This is a genomic window from Pseudogemmobacter hezensis (assembly GCF_013155295.1).
GTDB classification, from domain to species: Bacteria; Pseudomonadota; Alphaproteobacteria; order Rhodobacterales; family Rhodobacteraceae; genus Pseudogemmobacter; species Pseudogemmobacter hezensis.
Genome location: NZ_JABJXT010000004.1, coordinates 100,027 through 118,377 on the forward strand (window position 1 = coordinate 100,027; position 18,351 = coordinate 118,377).

15 protein-coding genes are annotated in these 18,351 nt (G+C 64.7%); 7 read left to right on the forward strand and 8 right to left on the reverse strand.

Annotation, left to right across the window (positions count from 1 at the left end; all coding sequences use genetic code 11):
• The 3 genes from HOY34_RS06105 to HOY34_RS06115 form a co-directional block, all read right to left on the reverse strand.
• Positions 1 to 867 carry a carbohydrate ABC transporter permease gene (locus tag HOY34_RS06105; RefSeq protein ID WP_172360886.1) on the reverse strand — a complete coding sequence of 289 codons (867 nt, stop codon included), beginning with the start codon at positions 865 to 867 and terminating at the stop codon, positions 1 to 3.
• Between the two features lies 1 nt (position 868).
• Positions 869 to 1,765 carry a carbohydrate ABC transporter permease gene (locus tag HOY34_RS06110; RefSeq protein WP_172360888.1) on the reverse strand — a complete coding sequence of 299 codons (897 nt, stop codon included), beginning with the start codon at positions 1,763 to 1,765 and terminating at the stop codon, positions 869 to 871.
• A gap of 96 nt (positions 1,766 to 1,861) precedes the next feature.
• Complete coding sequence (locus tag HOY34_RS06115) at positions 1,862 to 3,172, reverse strand: ABC transporter substrate-binding protein (protein WP_172360890.1); 1,311 nt, start codon at positions 3,170 to 3,172, stop codon at positions 1,862 to 1,864.
• A gap of 207 nt (positions 3,173 to 3,379) precedes the next feature.
• On the opposite strand from HOY34_RS06115, the gene HOY34_RS06120 reads away from it, so the two are divergent.
• Positions 3,380 to 4,210: an amidohydrolase family protein gene (locus HOY34_RS06120; RefSeq protein WP_172360892.1), complete on the forward strand. Its 831-nt coding sequence runs from the start codon at positions 3,380 to 3,382 to the stop codon at positions 4,208 to 4,210.
• Between the two features lie 50 nt (positions 4,211 to 4,260).
• Here the strand turns inward: HOY34_RS06120 and HOY34_RS06125 are convergent, their stop codons facing one another.
• On the reverse strand, positions 4,261 to 4,629 hold the full coding sequence (locus HOY34_RS06125; RefSeq protein WP_172360894.1) for a winged helix-turn-helix transcriptional regulator: 369 nt from the start codon (positions 4,627 to 4,629) through the stop codon (positions 4,261 to 4,263).
• 166 nt (positions 4,630 to 4,795) lie between these two features.
• On the opposite strand from HOY34_RS06125, the gene HOY34_RS06130 reads away from it, so the two are divergent.
• The 5 genes from HOY34_RS06130 to HOY34_RS06150 all read left to right on the forward strand — a co-directional run bounded on the left by HOY34_RS06130 (position 4,796) and on the right by HOY34_RS06150 (position 10,223).
• Positions 4,796 to 5,404, forward strand: coding sequence for an NAD(P)-dependent oxidoreductase (locus HOY34_RS06130; RefSeq protein WP_172360896.1), 609 nt, complete (start codon positions 4,796 to 4,798; stop codon positions 5,402 to 5,404).
• Positions 5,405 to 5,412: 8 nt separating this feature from the next.
• Positions 5,413 to 5,871: a nuclear transport factor 2 family protein gene (locus HOY34_RS06135; protein WP_172360898.1), complete on the forward strand. Its 459-nt coding sequence runs from the start codon at positions 5,413 to 5,415 to the stop codon at positions 5,869 to 5,871.
• A 249-nt stretch (positions 5,872 to 6,120) separates the two neighbouring features.
• Positions 6,121 to 7,299: an efflux RND transporter periplasmic adaptor subunit gene (locus tag HOY34_RS06140; protein ID WP_172360900.1), complete on the forward strand. Its 1,179-nt coding sequence runs from the start codon at positions 6,121 to 6,123 to the stop codon at positions 7,297 to 7,299.
• A 9-nt stretch (positions 7,300 to 7,308) separates the two neighbouring features.
• A complete protein-coding gene (locus tag HOY34_RS06145) occupies positions 7,309 to 9,273 on the forward strand; it encodes a MacB family efflux pump subunit (protein WP_172360902.1) in 1,965 nt (654 codons plus the stop codon).
• 56 nt (positions 9,274 to 9,329) lie between these two features.
• Positions 9,330 to 10,223: a DMT family transporter gene (locus HOY34_RS06150; RefSeq protein ID WP_366926921.1), complete on the forward strand. Its 894-nt coding sequence runs from the start codon at positions 9,330 to 9,332 to the stop codon at positions 10,221 to 10,223.
• Between the two features lie 9 nt (positions 10,224 to 10,232).
• Here HOY34_RS06150 and HOY34_RS06155 read toward each other — a convergent pair whose 3' ends face one another.
• The 3 genes from HOY34_RS06155 to HOY34_RS06165 all read right to left on the reverse strand — a co-directional run bounded on the left by HOY34_RS06155 (position 10,233) and on the right by HOY34_RS06165 (position 14,282).
• Positions 10,233 to 12,170: an ABC transporter permease gene (locus HOY34_RS06155; protein ID WP_172361168.1), complete on the reverse strand. Its 1,938-nt coding sequence runs from the start codon at positions 12,168 to 12,170 to the stop codon at positions 10,233 to 10,235.
• Between the two features lie 2 nt (positions 12,171 to 12,172).
• Positions 12,173 to 13,234 (reverse strand): quaternary amine ABC transporter ATP-binding protein, encoded by a 1,062-nt coding sequence (locus tag HOY34_RS06160; protein ID WP_172360906.1) that lies wholly within the window; start codon positions 13,232 to 13,234, stop codon positions 12,173 to 12,175.
• An 82-nt stretch (positions 13,235 to 13,316) separates the two neighbouring features.
• On the reverse strand, positions 13,317 to 14,282 hold the full coding sequence (locus tag HOY34_RS06165; protein ID WP_172360908.1) for an ABC transporter substrate-binding protein: 966 nt from the start codon (positions 14,280 to 14,282) through the stop codon (positions 13,317 to 13,319).
• Between the two features lie 199 nt (positions 14,283 to 14,481).
• Between HOY34_RS06165 and HOY34_RS06170 the strand changes: the two genes are divergently transcribed.
• Positions 14,482 to 15,204: a response regulator gene (locus HOY34_RS06170; RefSeq protein ID WP_172360910.1), complete on the forward strand. Its 723-nt coding sequence runs from the start codon at positions 14,482 to 14,484 to the stop codon at positions 15,202 to 15,204.
• An 87-nt stretch (positions 15,205 to 15,291) separates the two neighbouring features.
• Here the strand turns inward: HOY34_RS06170 and HOY34_RS06175 are convergent, their stop codons facing one another.
• Positions 15,292 to 18,336: an ATP-binding protein gene (locus HOY34_RS06175; RefSeq protein ID WP_172360912.1), complete on the reverse strand. Its 3,045-nt coding sequence runs from the start codon at positions 18,334 to 18,336 to the stop codon at positions 15,292 to 15,294.
• Positions 18,337 to 18,351 lie beyond the last annotated feature (15 nt).

Sequence of the window (18,351 nt, forward strand, 5' to 3'; positions counted from 1 at the left end):
TTATCCTTTCACGCCGCCGAAGGTCAGGCCGGCGATCAGATGTTTCTGAACGAGGAAGGTCAGGATCAGGGCGGGCACGATCATCAGAACCGCAAGCGCACACATCCCCCCCCAGTTCAGGGTAAATTGCGAGGTGAAGTCTAAAAGGCCGACCGGCATCGTCTTGGACGAGACCGAGCGCGTCAGCTGGCTGGCCAGCGCATATTCATTCCACGACGTCAGGAAGGCAAAGATCCCGGCGCTGGCGATACCCGCGCGTGCCACCGGAAATTCCACCTTCCAGAAGGCCTGCCAGCGGGTGCAGCCGTCGATCTCGGCGGCCTCGGCCAGTTCTTTGGGGACCTGGCGGAAGAAGCCGTCGATCAGCCAGATGGTGAAGGGCACATTCAGCGCCACATAGACCAGGATCATCCCCAGATGGGTGTCGATCAGCCCGGTGCGGCCAAAGATGATAAAGACCGGCAGCGACAGCGCCACGCCAGGCACGGCGCGCGTGGCCATCAGCATGACGAAGGTCATGGCCTTGCCCTTGAACTTATAGCGGGCAAAGGCATAGCCCCCCGCCATGCCGATCAGCAAAGCGATCAGCGTCGAGGTGACCGAGATGATCAGCGAATTGCGGAAATAGGTCCAGACCGGGATGCCGCCCTCGCCCGCGCCGCCGAACATGGCGCGGTAATGGTCAAGGTTCAGCTCATTGGGGATCCAGACCGGCGGTTTTGCCATGATCTCGACCGTCGGGCGGAAAGAGTTCAGCACCACCCAAAGGCCGGGGATGCAGATCACGCACATGGCCAGGAACAGGCCGATGAAATGGCCCCATTTCAGCAGGCGTTTGCGCAGACGGTGCTCTGATGCGGATGCCATCTCAGTCCTCCATGCCCAGCTCACGCCGCGCGCGCTGCAGCTTGAGGAAGAAGTAAACGGTGAAGGCGATCGACAGGAGAATTGCGATATAGCCCATGGCATTCGCGTAACCCATGCGGGCATCGACATAGCCGGTGCGCCCGATCATCGTCCACAGCAGTTCCGTGCGCTTGGCGGGGCCGCCGCCGGTCATCACCTGGACGATGTCATAGGCGCGGGCCACGTCCAGGCTGCGGATCGCCATGGCGATATAGATGAAGGGCATCAGGAAGGGCAGCGTGACATAGCGAAAGCTTTGCCAGGGCGTGCAGCCGTCAACTTTGGCGGCCTCAAGCGGATCCTGGGGCAGGGCGTAAAGGCCCGCAAGGATCAGGATCGCAAAGACGGATGTGCTCATCCAGACCTCGGCGCAGATGATCGCAAACAGCGCCAGATTGCCGTCCACCAGCCATGGGATCGCGGTTGACGCGAGCCCCATCGACTGCAGCGCGTTGTTCACCAGCCCCACATTGTCGTTGAAGATGAATTTGAACATGAAGCCCACCAGAATGGGCGAGAACATCATCGGAAACATCATCATGGTGCGCAAAGTGCGCTGGCCGCGCTGCACCTTTGACACCATCAGTGCCAGGCCCAGACCCAGCAGCATCTCAAGGTTCAGCGCGATGGTCAGCAGCAAAACCGTGCGGCCAAAGGCCTTCCAGAAGCCCAGGTCCGTCAGCGCCTTCTCATAGTTGAAGGGGAAGTTGATCTTCCACAGCGTTTCGGGCCGCGTCAGGTGATAGGGGGTGAAGCTGGAATACAGCGACAAAAGCAGCGGCACCAGCACCACAGCCGCCAGGATCAGAAAGGCGGGCATGAGCAGGAGAAGCCAGGGCGGAAGCTTGGCGCGGGTCATTGGATTTCCGGGCTGGATGTCCCGCAGCGGGGACAGTTGCACAAAGGGGGCGGCACCCGCCGCATGCCGGGGGTGCCGCCTTTGGATCTTTCGGGATCAGTAGACGCCGTTTTCGCGCATCAGCTCATCCACGGCGTCCGAGGCATCCTGCAGCGCCTGGTCAACCGTCTTATCGCCCAGGATCGCGGCCTGCAGTTCCGGGAAAATCAGATTGCCGGATTCGATCCAGTAAGGGGTCGGCGGCACCGGAACGGCGGTTTTCGCGGTTTCCTGGAAGGCGGCCAGAACCTCGGACTTATAGGGATCGTCCTTGGCCTGCTCGATGATATACTCCCAGACGGCGGTGCGCGAGGGCAGGGGGCCTGCGGCCGATTCCAGCTTTTGGCTGTCTTCGTTGGTCAGGAAATCAACCAGCGAGGCGGCGGCCTCTTTGTTCGCGCAGGATTCGGTGATCGAGAACCCGTGGAAGCCAGACCAGCCGGTGCGGATCCCGGCCGAGCCTTTGGGCGCAGGTGCCACGCCGACATTGCCCGCCACTTTCGAGGCCGCCGGATCATTGAAGAAGCCCGACCAGCCCGGCCAGTCCAGGTTCAGCGCGATGGTGCCAGAGGCAAAGCCATTGCCCAGATCGTCCCACAGATAGTTGGTGGTGCCGGGGGGAACCGCGCCTGCCTTGTAAAGGTCGACGAACCATTGCAGCGCCTCTTTGCCCTCGGGCGAGTTGAAGGCGGGCGTCCAGTCGTCGTTGAACATCTTGCCGCCATTGGCGACGACCAGCTCATAGAAACGGCCGTTGATCGCCTCATCCTTGCCGGCATATTGCGTGCCGTAGAAATTCGGCGGATCGGCGAAGAAGATCGCCTGATCGCGGAACTCATCCCAGGTTTCCGGCGGGGCCAGATCCTTGCCGGTCTGGGCCTTCCAGGCCTCGGCCTTTGCCGGATCGGCATAGAGCGACTTCTGATAATAGAGCGCCGAGACATCGAATTGCGCGCGCGGCAGCATCGCCAGCTTGCCGTCAATCGTGGCCGCCGAGATATTCGAGGGCACGAAGGCCGCAATCGTATCCGCCGCCAGCAGCGGCGTCAGATCGGTGAAAAGCGCCGGATATTGCGACGAAAAGGACGAGTGGTTCGACCCCACGCACCAGCCGGTGGTGCCCGCCGCGATATCGGCCTTATATTCCTTGTCCAGCTCGAAATGGTTCTTCTGGCTGATGATTTTGACCTTGGCCCCGGTCGCCTTTTCCCAATCTGCAATGCGGGAATAAAGCGCCTCATATTGCTGGCCGCCGATCAGCTTTGCCTCAACGGTGACGCCTGCAAATTCGCCCTCGGCCATGGCCATCGGCGCGAACCCCAGACCCGCCACCAGCGCCAGCACAGAGCCGGCTGCGTAATTCTTCATGATATCTCCTCCCTAAGGATGTTCATGCACTGCCGTGGCAGTCATAGTATTTCATATTCAGAACATCTTTTCATAGTTAAACGTGACAGCGATCCGCGAGTCAAGTAACACTGATATCCGGGCGCCAGATTCATCGTGCAGATTGTCGGCGTGAAACTGGTTGGGATAAGCTGCGGCAAAGCCCGCTGACGGGCCGGGAGGGCGCCTATGATCTTCGATACCCATCTGCATCTGATCGACCGCGAAAAGCTGCGTTATCCCTGGCTGGCGGATGCGCCTGCGCTGGATCGTGACTGGCTATATGCCGATTATGCCAGCACGGCGCAGCGGATCGGCATCACCGATACCCTGCATATGGAGGTGGATGTCGCCGAAGATCAGATCGGTGCCGAGACCGATTACATTGCCGCGCTGATGGCGCAGCCGGGCAGCCTGATCCGCGGCGCGATCTCTGCCGCGCGGCCCGAGGCGGCAGGCTTTGCCGCCTGGCTTGACGCGCTTGACCGCCGCGTGGTGCGGGGGCTGCGCCGGGTTTTGCATGTGATGCCCGATGCGCTGTCTGAGGATGGGCTGTTTCGCGAAAACATCCGCAGGCTGGGCCCGGCGGGGCTGCCTTTCGATCTGTGCCTGCTGGCGCGTCAGCTGCCGATCGGGGCGGCGCTGCTGGATGCGGCCCCCGATACGGTCTTTGTGCTGGATCACTGCGGGGTGCCTGATATCGCGGGCGGCGCGTTCGAGCCATGGGCGCGCGATATGCGGGAACTGGCGGCGCGGCCCAATCTGCATGTGAAACTTTCCGGCCTCACCGCCTATACCGCTGGCGGCTGGAACGTGGAAAGCCTGCGCCCCTGGGTCGATCTGGTGCTGGAGGCCTTCGGCCCGGGCCGGATGGTCTGGGGCTCTGACAGCCCGGTCTGCACGCTGCAATCGGATCTGGCGGAATGGGTCGCGGCCTCGCAGGCGCTGCTGGCCGATCTGACCAAAGCCGAGCGGGAGGCGATTTTCCACGGCAATGCCAGCCGCCTCTGGCTGGGCTAAGACCCCTTTTTCCCCCAGGTTTTTCCCGAGCTTTCCCCGTGCGGCGCGGCTCAGCCCGTAAAACGGCCCCGCGCCGCGCGGATCGCACCATGGTTCTGGTCGGCCCAGGCGACCAGCGCCTTCATCGGCACCAAAAGCGACTGCCCCAGATCGGTCAGCGCATATTCGACGCGCGGCGGCACCTCGGCATAGATGGTGCGGGTGACGAAACCGTCCTCTTCCATCCGCCGCAGCGTCCTGGACAGCATCTGCTTTGAGATATCGGCAATGCCGCGCGACAGCTGGTTGAAGCGCAAAACCTGGCCATCCAGCGCCTCAAGCACCAGAAGCGTCCACTGATCGCCCACCCGGTCCAGCACATTGCGGATCGGGCAGTCGGCGGGGTCAAACCCCAGCTTTTCGGCGGAACTTATGGCCATCTCTGTGCCCCTTCTGTTGATCCATGGTCAGCGCGATGTGACCATGTCTGCGAAAAATGCCTTCTTGCGGCGTCACAATTATCTTGCACATATACGGTATGAGTTAAAGACCAGATCACCAAAGCAGACCATCGTCCCCGGTGATCCCCCTTATGGAGTGAAAGCTATGGCAAAAATCGCGCTGATCGGCGCATCCGGCAATGCCGGGGCCCGCATTCTGAAAGAACTGTCTGACCGGGGCCATCAGGTCACTGGCCTCGCCCGCAATCCCGAAAAGATCGCATCGCTGCCCGGCGTCACGGCTGTGAAGGTCGATGCCAATGACCGCGCCGCGCTGGCGGCAGCCCTGAAGGGCCATGATGCGGTGATCTCTGCGGTGCATTTCACCGTTTCTGACGCTGACACGCTGATCGGCGCGGTGCGCGATGCGGGCGTCAAACGCTATCTGGTGGTCGGCGGCGCAGGCAGCCTGCTGGCACGCGGCAAACGGCTGATCGACAGCCCCGACTTCCCCGAGGCCTACCGCCCCGAGGCGACCGCAGGCACCGTTTTCCTGGAAAAACTGCAAGCGGTCAGCGACCTCGACTGGACCTTTCTTTCGCCTTCGGCCGAGTTTGTTCCCGGCACGCGCAGCGGCAAATTCCGGCTGGGCAAGGATGATCTGCTGGTCGGGCCGAACGGCTCTTCGATCTCTTTCGAAGATTACGCCATCGCCCTTGTGGATGAGCTGGAGACCCCCGCCCATATCCGCAGCCGTTTCACTGTTGGTTACTGAGGTTTATGATGATCAAAGCTCTTAAAGCCGCCGCTATCGGCGCAACCCTGGCCCTTGGTGCCATTCCCGCCCTCGCGGAAACTCGTGATCTGGCCCAGGAAGAGGCCAACCGCCAGCTGGTCGTCGGTTTCTACGATAAATTCTTCAACGACCATGACATCAGCGCCGCCGATGTGGTCGCCGAAGGGTATATCCAGCACAACCCGCATGTGCCCGATGGCAAAGCGCCTTTTGTCGGCTATTTCACCGGCTTCTTTGCTGAAAACCCGCAGTCGAAGGCAAAGATCGTGCGTTCGGCGGCTGATGGTGATTTGGTCTGGATCCATGTCCATTCCACCAATGGCGAAAGCGATGCAGGCCAGGCGATTGTCGACATCTTCCGCGTCGAAGACGGCAAGATCATCGAGCATTGGGACGTGATTCAGGACGTCCCGGCCGAGGCCGCCAATCAAAACACCATGTTCTGAGCAAGACTTGCAACAGTCTGGCGGCAGGGGCGGATCATGCGCCCCTGCCACAATTTGCGGCCCCGCAACCGCGCCGCGACATCCATCTCTGGCATATCCCTCTGGTTTCACGCTAAACTTCGGCGCGACGGAGAAATCCGGCCGCAACGTATAAAGAATGCCCCAACCGCCCGCCTGCCAGCCGCCCCTCTGATCGCCAGCAGCATGATTTCCCGGGGCATTTGCCACAAACCCGACCGGAGACACTGAATGCGCCGCTCGCTGCTGATCGTCCTTTTCCTGCTGGCATCGGGGGGACTGGCCTGGGCCGGGTGGCGGGCCTCGCAATCGGGTCAGGCCGAGGCGCTGGCCCCGGAAACGGTGGCGGTGCGCAAAGGCGCGATCCGCCAGACGGTGCGGGCGACGGGCGTGATCGAGGCGGCAAGCCTGGTCTCGGTGGGGGCGCAGGTCGGCGGGCAGATCCAGTCGCTTCCGGTGCAACTGGGCCAGCAGCTGGCGGCGGGTGACCTGGTCGCCCAGATCGACCCCGAGGAACAGCAGACCGATCTTTTGCGCGCCGAGGCCTCGCTGGCGCAGATCGAGGCGCAGATACTCGCGCTGAAGGCGAATATTTCCGAAGCCGACAAGGCGCTGACCCGCCAGCGCCAGCTGAGCGAGCGCGGCCTTGCCACCCTGAAAGACCTGGAACCCGCGGAGGCGCAGCTGGATGTCACCCGCGCCAATCTGAAATCCGCCGAGGCGCAGCGCAACCAGGCCGAACTGTCGGTGCAATCGGCCCGTATCGCGCTTGAACGCACGCGGATCACCGCCCCCGCCGCCGGAACCGTGGTCGCGGTCGTCTCGCGTGAGGGGCAGACGCTGAACGCAAACCAGTCCAGCCCGACGGTGATCAAACTGGCCGATCTGAACACGATGGTTGTCACCACCGAGATTTCAGAGGCCGATGTGATCCATATCCGCCCCGGCCAGAAGGCCAGCTTTACCCTGGCGGGGGCCCCCGATATGCGTTTTGAGGCAGTCTTGCGCGGGGTGGAACCCGCCCCCGCCTCGATTGCGACCGCCGATAAGGTGGATACCGGAAAGGCGATTTATTACAACGCCTTGCTGGACGTTCCTAACCCCGAAGGGCTGCTGCGGATCGGCATGTCGGCTGAGGTCTCGATCGAACTGGCCTCTGCCGATGATGCGCTTTTGATCCCGGCCTCTGCGCTGATCCGCGACCAGGAGGGCCGCGCGGCGGTCGAAATCTGGCTGCCCGCCCGGGCCACGACGGAACGCCGCGCGATCGAGACCGGCATCATCACCACCCATGACATCTCTGTCCTCTCGGGGCTTGCCGAGGGCGATCTGATCGTCACCAGCGGCCAGATGGGCAGCCAGACGGGCAGCGGCGCGGGGCGTCCGCGCCCCGCAATGGGCCTGTTCTGAGGCCTGGTCATGAGCGTTTCCCCCAATCCGCCCCCGCCGAAGCCGCCGCTGATCGAGTTGCGCGGCCTGATCCGCCGTTTCACCTCGGGCGATGAAGAGCTGACGGTGCTGCATGGCATCGACCTGACCATCCGGCGCGGCGAAATGGTGGCGATCATCGGCACCTCTGGTTCTGGCAAATCGACGCTGATGAATATCATCGGCTGCCTCGACCGCCCCTCTGGCGGGCAATATCTTTATGATGGCCAGGATGTAGGTGCGCTGGATGAGGCGGGCCGGGCCCGTCTGCGCCGCGCGCATTTCGGCTTTATTTTCCAGCGGTATCAGCTGCTTCCCGATCTGGATGCGATCAGCAATGTCGAGGTGCCGGCGGTCTATGCCGGGGCCGGGCGGGGCGAGCGTCGCCTGCGGGCGCGTGATCTTTTGCAACGCCTTGGCCTGGGGCAGCGGCTGGATCACCGCCCGAATGCGCTGTCGGGGGGGCAGCAGCAGCGGGTCTCGGTCGCGCGGGCGCTGATGAACGGCGGCGAGGTGATCCTGGCGGATGAGCCAACGGGCGCGCTTGACAGCCGTTCAGGCCAGGAATTGCTTACGCTGCTGGATGAGCTGCACGCCGCAGGCCATACGATCATCATCGTCACCCATGACCGCGAGGTTGCCGCCCGCGCAGGCCGGGTGATCGAGATGCGCGACGGCCAGGTGATCGCCGATACCATCAACCGCGCCCCGCCGCCAGAACCCGCCCCCCCCGCCGCCACGCCGGAAGGGCATGGGCTGTTCGCCCGTCTGGGCCGGGTGCGCGAGGCCTGGGCCATGGCCTTCAGCGCCCTGAAAGCGCATCCGATGCGCAGTTTCCTGACCATGCTGGGGATCATTATCGGCATTGCCTCGGTGGTCTCGGTGGTGGCGCTTGGCACCGGGTCACGCGAAAAGGTGCTGGAACAGATCTCGGCGCTTGGCACCAATACGGTGACGGTGCGGCCCGGATCCGGCTTTGGGGATCGGCGGGCGGATGCGGTGCGCTCGCTGGTTTCGGCCGATGCCGATGCGATTGCGGCAGCGCCCTTTGCGGTTTCGGTCTCGCCCGAAATCAGCTCCAGCGGGCTGGCCAGCCGGGGGGCGGTGTCGATGACGGCCTCGGTCACCGGGGTCGGCCCCGAGTTTTTCGACGCCGAGGGGCTGCGCCTGTCGCGTGGATCGCTGCTGAACCGCCATCAGGTTGCCACGGCGGCGCAGGTGGTGGTTTTGAACGAGGCGGCGGTGAAAACCTTCTTCCCGGGCGGTGAGAATCCGCTGGGCCAAAGCCTGCGCCTTGACCGCATGCCCGCCGAGGTGATCGGGGTAATCGCCGATGACGGCTTCGGTGCCTCAAGTCCGCGCTTTTTCGTGCCCCATACCACGGTTACAAAACGCATCAACGGCCAGAACTGGGCGCATGAGATTTTGGTGCGCTTCCGCGATGATATCCCCCGCGCAGAGGCCGAGGCCGCGATTGAAGAGCTGCTGATCCGCCGCCATGGCAAGAAGGATTTCTTCATGACCAGCTCGGCTGCGATGCAGGAAAGCCTGGATGCGACCACGCGCACCCTGACCATGCTGATCTCGTCGATTGCGGTGATCTCCCTGGTCGTTGGCGGCATCGGCGTGATGAATATCATGCTGGCCTCTGTGACCGAGCGCACCCGGGAAATCGGCGTGCGCATGGCGGTGGGGGCGCGGCGCTCTGACATCGTGGCGCAGTTCCTGATGGAGGCGGTGGCGGTCTGCCTGACCGGCGGGCTGATCGGGATTGCGCTGGCGCTTGGCGGCGGCGCGGTGATGGGTGTCTTGCAGGAAGAGATCCGGCTGTCCTATTCGACGGCGGCGGTCCTGATCGCCTGCCTTTCGTCCAGCGTGATCGGCATCGCCTTTGGCTATCTGCCCGCAAGGGCGGCGGCGCGGCTGGATCCGGTGGTGGCGCTGGCCAGGGACTGACAAGGCGGCATCGCCCCGCTATGTCAGCGTAAACCCTTGCCGAGATGAGCGCACCCGTGACCAGCCGCGACACCGAAGATCACCATCCCGCGCCCGGCGCGGCGCTTTGGCCGCTGTTGTTTGTTCTGCTCTGGAGCACCGGGTTCATCGGCGCCCGTTACGGCCTGCCCTATGCGCCGCCGCTGACCTTTCTGGCGCTGCGCTATGCGATTGTGATCGTGATCATGCTGGCGGTTGTCGTGCTGGCCCGCGCCCCCTGGCCCGGATCGCGCCGCGCCGTGGGGCATATCGCGGTCTCGGGCCTTTTGATCCATGGCGTCTATCTGGGCGGCGTTTTCATCGCCATCGACCACGGCCTGCCTGCGGGCGTCACGGCGCTGGTGGTGGGGGTGCAGCCGTTGATCACCGCGCTGCTGGCGGGCTGGCTGTTTGCTGAACGGGTCAGCCCCCGGCAATGGCTGGGGCTTGGCCTGGGGTTCCTCGGCGTGGCGCTGGTGGTGCAGACGAAGATCACCGCTTTCGCGGCAGAGCAGGTCTGGATGATGCTGCTGCCTGCGGTGGTGGCGCTTTTGGGGATCACGGCGGGCACGCTTTATCAAAAGCGCTTTTGCCCGGCCTTTGATCTGCGCAGCGGGGCGGTGATCCAGTATCTGCCCTGTCTGATCGGCACCGCTCTGCTGGCGCTGGCCTTTGAGGATATGGTGATCGACTGGAGCGCCGATCTGATCTTCGCCCTTGCCTGGCTGGTTCTGGTGCTGTCGATCGGGGCGATTTCGCTTCTGAACATGCTGATCAGCCGGGGCAGCGCGGTCAATCTGGCCCGGCTGTTCTATCTGACCCCGGTCTCGACCGCGCTGATCGCCTGGGCGATGTTTGATGAGAGGCTGGGGCCGGTGGCCCTGGCGGGAATGGGGCTTGCTGCCAGTGGGGTCTGGCTGGCGCGGCGCTGATCCGCGCCGCTACGCCGCCCGGTTCCGCGACCAGCTGCGGATCAGATGATCCACCGCCAGGCCCAGGAAGGCCACCGCCAGCCCCAGCACCATGCCCTTGCCCACATCACTGGCGGAAAGCGCGCGCTGCAGCTCCTGGCCCAGGTCCTGGGTGCCGATAAAGGCCGCGATGATCACCATGAACAGCGAGAACATCACCGACTGGTTCACCCCCACCATCATCACCGGCAGCGCCATCGGCAGCTGCACCTGCCACAACAGCTGCCGCCTGGTCGCGCCGCTCATCTGCGCGGCCTCGATCAGCTCTGGTGCGACGCCGCGCAGGCCCAGCGTGGTGTAGCGGATCAGTGGCACGGCGGCAAAGGTCACCACCGCCATCACCACCGCCACGTCATTGACGCCAAACAGCATCACGACCGGGATCAGATAGATAAAGCTGGGGAAGGTCTGCAGCGTGTCACAGATCAGCAGCATCCTTTGCGCCCGGGCCTCGCCCCGCGCGGCCCAGATGCCCAGCGGAAAGCCGATCAGCGCCGCAAGGCAGACCGAGAAGCCGACCATATAGACGGTGATCATCGCCCTGTCCCACCAGCCTGAAACCGCAATCAGCGCGATAAAGCCGCCAACCACCAGCGCAGAGCGCCAGCCGCCGATGGCCCAGCCCGCCGCAGCCACCGCCAGCAAGATCGCGCTGAAGGGCAGGAACTGGATCGCATCGCGCAGCGGAATCAGCACCCATGTAATCAGGAACCAGCGCAGCCAGGTGGTCAGCGGATCGACCAGCCGGATCACCTGATCCATCACCAGATCAATCGGGGCCGCGATGCTGAGCGCCTCACGCCGTGGCACCTGCGCGAGGATCGGGAAGATCTGCGCCAGCGCAAAGGCCAGCACCACCGCCAGCGCCCAGGCCAGCAGCACCGGATGGCGCTGCCACCATCTCAGCCCCCCGGCATGGTGCTGCGGCTGGCGCATCGCCCAGGCCCGGGTCAGCCGGTCCAGCACCACGGCGATCAGCACGATCGTGATGCCGATCTCGACCGAAAGCCCGATTTTCAGCGCCTGCAACAATTGCAAAAGTTTCTGCCCAAGGCCCGGCATGCCGATGAAACTGGCCAGCACCACCATCGCCAGGCATTGCATGATCACCTGATTGACGCCGACCAGGATCTCTGTCCGCGCGGTCGGCAGCCGCACTTTGCGCAGCAGCTGAAAGGGCGTAGCCCCCCCCATCCGCCCTGCCTCGACCACCTCATCGGGCACTTTGGCCAGGCCAAGCGCCGTCATGCGGATCATCGGCGGCACCGAGAAGATGATCGTCACAATCGCGCCTGCCTTCGGCCCGACGCCGATAAACACCACGACCGGGATCATATAGGCGAAATGCGGCAGGCTTTGCGCGATGTTGAGCACCGGATCCAGCACCCGCGCCACCAGCCGGAAGCGCCAGGCCGCGATGCCCAACAAAAGCCCCGTTACAATCGAAAAGGGCGCGGCGACCGCGATCACCGAAAGCGTCTCCATCGCCCATTGCCATTGGCCCATCACCGCGATCCAGGTGAAGGTGCCGCCTGCCAGCACGGCCAGCCGCCAGCCACCCAGCCAGGCCCCAAGCGCCGCCATAGTAATCGCCACTACCGACCAGGGCAGCGGCCCCAGCCTGGGCCAGCGGCTCTTGCCGTAAAGAATATTCGCAGTCACATCCAGCAGCCATTCCACCATGCCCGCAAAGGCGCGGGTCAATGCCATCAGCCCCAGATCATCACGCAGAAAGGTAAAGACTGTGTTGACCCAATCGGCGAAGGGCAGGATCAGCCAGTCCGGCGGGCGGATCAGCCCCTCGGGCAGGGCGGCGCGTGTCAGCACCAGCACAGCGGCAAGGCCGATCAGCAGCATCGCAATCTGCGGGCGCGGCGCGGATTTGGGCAGGCGGATCTGATCTGTCATGCTCATGCCGCATCCCCAAGAAGGATGTCGAGGGCGCGGGCGCGTTCCAGCATCGCGGTCACCCGGCCCGTGTCATCGGCCAGCGGAATCCAGTCGCGGCGATCATTGACCAGGCTGCGGGCAAGGCTGCGCAGGGTCTGCCCGCCTGGCAACGCTGCGCCCTCAGTCACCGCACCCGCCGTGACCGCATCGGGCGCCACCCCAAGGCCAAAGGCGTGCAGCACCCGTGCCCGGTCTATATCGGCGGTAAAGCGGGCGACATATTCGGTGGCCGGGGCCAGCACGATGCGGTCGGGGGTGTCGATCTGCTCGACGCGGCCGTCCTTCATGATGGCGATGCGGTCGGCAAGGCGCAAAGCCTCGTCAAAGTCATGGGTGATGAAGATGATGGTCTTTTTCAGCATCCCCTTCAGGCGCAAAAACTCATCCTGCATCTCGCGCCGGATCAGCGGGTCCAGCGCCGAGAAGGGCTCGTCGAGGAACCAGATATCGGGTTCCACCGCCAGGCTGCGGGCGATGCCGATGCGCTGTTGCTGGCCGCCCGACAGCTCACGCGGGAAGTAATTCTCGCGCCCCTGCAGCCCGACCAGCGCCAGCATCTCGCGGGCGCGGGCGATGCGGGCGGCGCGGGGCTCTCCACGCATCTCCAGCGGAAAAGCCACGTTTTCCAGCGCGTTGCGATTGGGAAGCAGGCCGAAACTTTGGAAGACCATGCCCATCTTGCGCCGCCTGAGGTCAATCAGCTCGGCCTCGGACAGCTGCGCCAGATTGCGCCCCTCGACGAGAATCTCGCCGGCAGAGATCTCATTCAGCCGCGACAGGCAGCGCACCAGCGTCGATTTGCCGGAACCCGACAGGCCCATCACCACCAGCATCTCGCCCGCCATGATGTCCAGCGATACGTCATGGACGGCGCTGACATGGCCATCGATGCGGGCCAGGGGGTCTGCTTTCAGGCGCTCAATCGCGGCCCCGGGCCGGGGGCCGAAGACCTTCCAGACATTGCGGCACGAAATTACGGGCGGGGTTGCGGTCGCGGGCGGGGCGGTATTTGGCAGGGTCATGCGGCACTCCGGGCTGGAACGGCCCGCACCCGTTTCGCCAGAGGGGGTGCGGGCCTCAGAGGGTCAGGTCAGGAAAGGCGGCCTATTCCAGCCAGGGTTTCCAGACCGCCTCATTCGCGGCAAGCCAGGCGCTTGCGGCATCTTCGGGCTCCATGCCGTCGATATCGACCAGCTTCGCCATTTCCGCGATCTGCGGGTTGGTAAAGCTGACCTTTTGCAAGACCGCATAGGCGGCGGGCCATTTTTCCGGCATCCCGTCCCAGGCGGCGATTTTCAGATAGCCATCGGCGGGATTGCCGCAGTCATAGACCTTGTCGGGGTAAAGACCGACCGCCGGATCGGTGTCGCAGCCCGCCTCCCATTTCGGGAATTCCACGAATTCACCGGGCCAGACGGCCTCGGCGAAATTCGGGGTCCAGTTGAAGATCACGATCGGCGTTTTGTCCTTTTCCGCCGCCGCCAGTTCGGCCCAAAGCGCGGCGGCCGACCCGGCGTTGACGACGGTGAAATTCATATCCAGCGCCTCGACCTTTTCGGCGTCATGTTTCAGCCAGTCGACCGGGCCACCAAGAAAGCGGCCCTTCTCGCCGGTTTCCGGCGTGGCGAAAACGGCGGCGCAATCGTTCAGCGCCTTCCAGTCGGGCAGGCCGGGGCAGGCCTCTTTGGTCCAAAGCGGATACCACCAGTCCTCGCGGGTGATGGCATTGTGGTTCCCGGCCTCATGAATGCCGCCCTTTTCCAGCGCCGCGGTGAAAGAGGCCCCGAAGGCGCCCTCCCAGACTTCGACCTCAAGCGTGGCATCGCCGAGGCGGATCGCCTCATAGACCGCCTGGCTGTCGGTCGAGACATATTCGACCGAATTGCCCAGGCCTTCAAAGATCTGGCCGATGGCATGACTCATGACGATCTGGCTGGACCAGTTGTGGATCGGAATGGTGATCGGATCGGCGGAGTCTTCGGCCTGCGCCGCGCCTGCAAGGCTGGCGGCAATGAAAAGCGGCGCAAGCGAAAGCCTTGCAGCCCAGGACAGGCGGCTGGTTCTGGTCATCTGAATTTCCCTGTTGTGAGAGCCGCGCGGGTTTTCCCGCTGCGGAAAGGGGCCCGTGACGGCGGCACCCTCTGCCCAAAGGCTAGGCAGCGGTTGTGACGCGGTAAGCCCCTTTTGGCGAACAGGCTGGATTAAATTGTGAAAGATTGTTAACAAAATCATGCAACCGCAGCTTGCAGCCCTCTGCCGAGTAACGCCAATGTCCGCCAATCCGCCCAAAGCCGGACGCCCCGCGCATATCCTGATCGTCGAGGATGAGCCGGTGACGCGCAAAACGCTGGCCAGCTATCTGGACAGTTTCGGCTATCGCATCTCTGAGGGCGACACCGCCGAAGAGGCCGAGCATATCCTGGCCCATGATCCGCCCGATCTTTTGCTGGTCGATATCAACCTTTCGGGCCGCGACGGGCTGGAGATCACCCGCAATCTGCGGGCCAGGTCCGAGATCGGCATCATCCTGATTTCGGGCCGCACCGATGAGCTGGACCGTATCATCGGGCTGGAGCTGGGCGCGGATGATTACGTCTGCAAGCCTTTCAACCGGCGCGAATTGCTGGCGCGGATCAAGAACCTGTTGCGCCGCACCCAGGCGCTGCGCCAGCTTGAACGCAAAAGCCTGCGCTTTGAGGGCTTTGGCTTTGATCTGGCCACCAGGGCGCTGAGCGGGCCGGATGGGGCGGCCATCCCGCTGACCCGCGCCGAATATGAGATGTTGCGCCTCTTTGTCACCTCGCCCGGGCGGGTGCTGGACCGGGACCGCCTGGCGGCGGCGATTGCGACGCGGCGCGGCGGCGTCAATATCCGCAGCGTCGATGTGCTGGTCAGGCGGCTGCGCGCCAAGCTGGGCGATGACCCGCGCCAGCCGCGCATTCTGGCCACCGCGCATGGCGAGGGCTATCTGTTCACCGCCGCGCTGGACTGATCCGGGGTGCTGATGACCCGCGTTACGGATCGGCGTCATCGGCCCGTGTTGGTGACGCGTGTTGGTGACCCGTGTTAGCGATCCGTGTTACTGGCCCGCGTCAGCCGCCAGTTCCGTCAGCACCGCGTCCCGCGCCTGATCGGCCAGCCCCCGCAGGCGAGCAAGCGCCGGGCCTGGATCACCGCCCGCCCGCGCCTGACGCTCGATTTCTTGCAGGCAGGCGGTCAGGGGGGCGAGGCTGAAATTCGCCGCAGCCCCCGCCAGCTGATGGGCCTCATGTGAAAGCGTCCGGGCGTCACCCGCCTTTGCCGCGCCGAAAATCAGTGGCAAGGCCTGGTCAAGCCTTGCCACAAACAGCCGTGCCAGCGCGGTCACCACATCGGGCGACAGGTCGGCCCTTATCTTCCCCAGCACGGATGGCGCGGTCCCAGTCAGGCTGGCGATCTCAGTTGGGCTTGGGGGCACAGTTGGGCTTGCGGGCGCAGCGGCCGCCGCTTTGCCCATCCCCGTGACGCTCGCCAGCACAGAGACCAGCGCGGAGATCAGGGCCCGGGGCGTCACCGGCTTTTCCAGCATCACCGCCATGCCCGCCTGCAGGCTTTTGGCAACCTCGGGGCCGCCGACATGGGCCGATATGCCGATCACCGGCACGTTGGCGCGGCGCGGATCGGGCAGGGCGCGGATATGGCGCAGGGCCTCGGTGCCGGGGATATCGGGCAGGTTCAGATCCATCAGCACGGCGTCATAATCGCCCGTCGCCGCCAGTGCGACGGCGGCCTCTCCGGTTTCGGCCATCTGCAGCTGATGCCCGGCGGGGCCGAGGATGGCCGAGATCACCATGCGGTTGATCGGATGATCCTCGACCACCAGCAGCGACAGGGCGGGCAGATCGGGCAGAGGGGCGGGGGCGTCAGGGGCCGGGGCCCTGGCCTGCGGCAGATCCAGCCGCAGCGTGAAAACAGATCCCCTGTCCGAGCTGCTTTCCAGGGCCAGCACCGCCCCCATCTGATCGGCAAAGCGGCGGCAGATCGCCAGCCCCAGACCCGTGCCGCCGAACTGGCGGGCGCCGGAGGCCTCGCCGCGCTCAAAGGGTTCAAATATGCGGGTCCGGGCGTCCGGCGCGATGCCGGGGCCGGTGTCGCTGACGCGAAACAGATGATGCGGGCCGCGCGCGGTGATCTCCAGCGTGACCTGACCCGCCGCCGTATAGCGCACCGCATTCGACAGCAGATTAACGAGGATCTGGCGCAGGCGGCCCCGATCCCCCGTGACGCGATCCCCCGTTATGCTACCCCTCGTGACGCTACCCCCCGTAAAACGCTCACCCGCCGCAGGTTCACTCGCCGCGCCGTCATCCGGGCGGGTGATGATCCTTAGCGCCAGCCCCTTTTCCGCCGCTGCCGGGGCCAGCAGCCATTCCACATCGCCAATCAGCCGCGACAGCGAGAAATCGGCCTGTTTCGCCTGATCTGCCCCCCGCTCGGCACGGATGAAGTCGAGGATATCGCCCAGGATCACCATCAGCCGCTCGCCGGATTTTTCCAGCGCGGCCAACTGATCCAGCTGTTGCCCGCTTAGCCCCTCGCGCGGCAGCGAACGGATCATCCCCTGCATGCCGTTCATCGGCGTGCGGATCTCATGGCTCATCATCGCCAGAAATTCGGATTTGGCGTGATCGGCGGCCTCGGCCTTTTCGCGGGCGATGTCATGGGCGGCGACCTCTTCGCGCAGCTGGGCGGTCTGCGCATCGACCAGGCTTTGCAGGGCGCTGCGATGCTGGTGCAGCTCATCGAGGTGGCGGATGCGTTCCTGTTCCAGGGTGGCGTTATGGATGGCCTGGGCGCGAAAGACGCTGACGGCCTGCTCCATGCCGGCGATCTCATCCCGGCCCTCGGGGCGGATCTCTTCGCCGATGTCGCCGCCCGCCAGCCGCCGCATAGACCGTGCCAGCCGATCCAGACGGCGGGTGATATTGCCGCGCACATAGAACCACAAAACCGCCAGCGAGACGATCAGCGCCGCCGCCGCGCCCCAGGACTGCAGGTTTTGCGCAAAGCGGATCGCATCCAGCACCCCGGCGCCCGCATCCGTCGCCCGCGCACTGACCGAGGCCGCAAGCCCGCCCGCCCCCTGCTCGATCCGCCCGGCAGCGAGGATCACGCTGTCCTGGGCCAAAGCGATGCGCCCCTCAAGCGCCAGCACCGCCGCCGTTGCATCCAGCGTGTCGGGGGCCCCCCGGGCCCGCGCGCCGGGCCTGCGCGGCTCGCCTGCGCGGATCACCGTCAAAAGCGCCAGCGCCCGGTTTGCCCGCACCGGATCGGTAATGCCCTGCACCCGGCGCGAGACGATCGACAGCCGCTCGGCCATTGCCTCGCGCAGCGCCGCCAGCTCCTGGGTTCTGTCATCTGCCCCATCCCCGGCCCGGTCAGGCAGATTGGCCAGCCGGTTCAGCAAAAGCCCCAGCTCTGAGGCATGGGCGCGCATCTCGAACATCAGGCTTAGCCGGAACAGATCCACCTCGATCAGCTTGTCCAGTGCGGCAAAGCGGGCCTCGGGGTCTTCCAGATCGTAAAGGTTTGAAATCGTGGCCGAGGCCCCGGCCTCGGCATTGGCGACCAGGGTGTCTGCGATGCCCCCCAGCTCGGCCGCGGCAGAAAGCCCCTCGTCTATATGCAGGCGCAGGGTCTGCCGTGCCAGGATCCGGCGCTGCACCACCAGATCAAGCACGCCAATGGCGCTGCGCAGATCGCGCACCCCGTCTTCCAGCACCGCAATCGCCTGGGCGTCGCTGTTGCGATAGCGCGTCAGCCTGGTGTTCAGCAGATCGGCCTCGGCAAAAAGCGCCGCCGTGCGCGCGCGCCGCGCATCCTCGCTTTGCACCTGCGCGAGGCCCGGCGCCAGCGCCATGATCCGGGCGCTGGCCTCGGTAAAGCCGCGCACCCCGGCCAGGGCGGGGATCGTCTCTTCGCTGGCGGCCCGCTGGCTGCGGATCGTGCTGCCCAGTTCCAGCGCGGAAAAGAGCGCGCTCAGGACAGGCAGGCCGGTGATCACCAGAAAGGCCAGCAAAAGCCGGGTGCCAAGCCCGCGCCTTTTGCCGCTTTCCGATGCGCCGCCTGTGCCATCGCTGGCCATGATGCGTGAAACCTC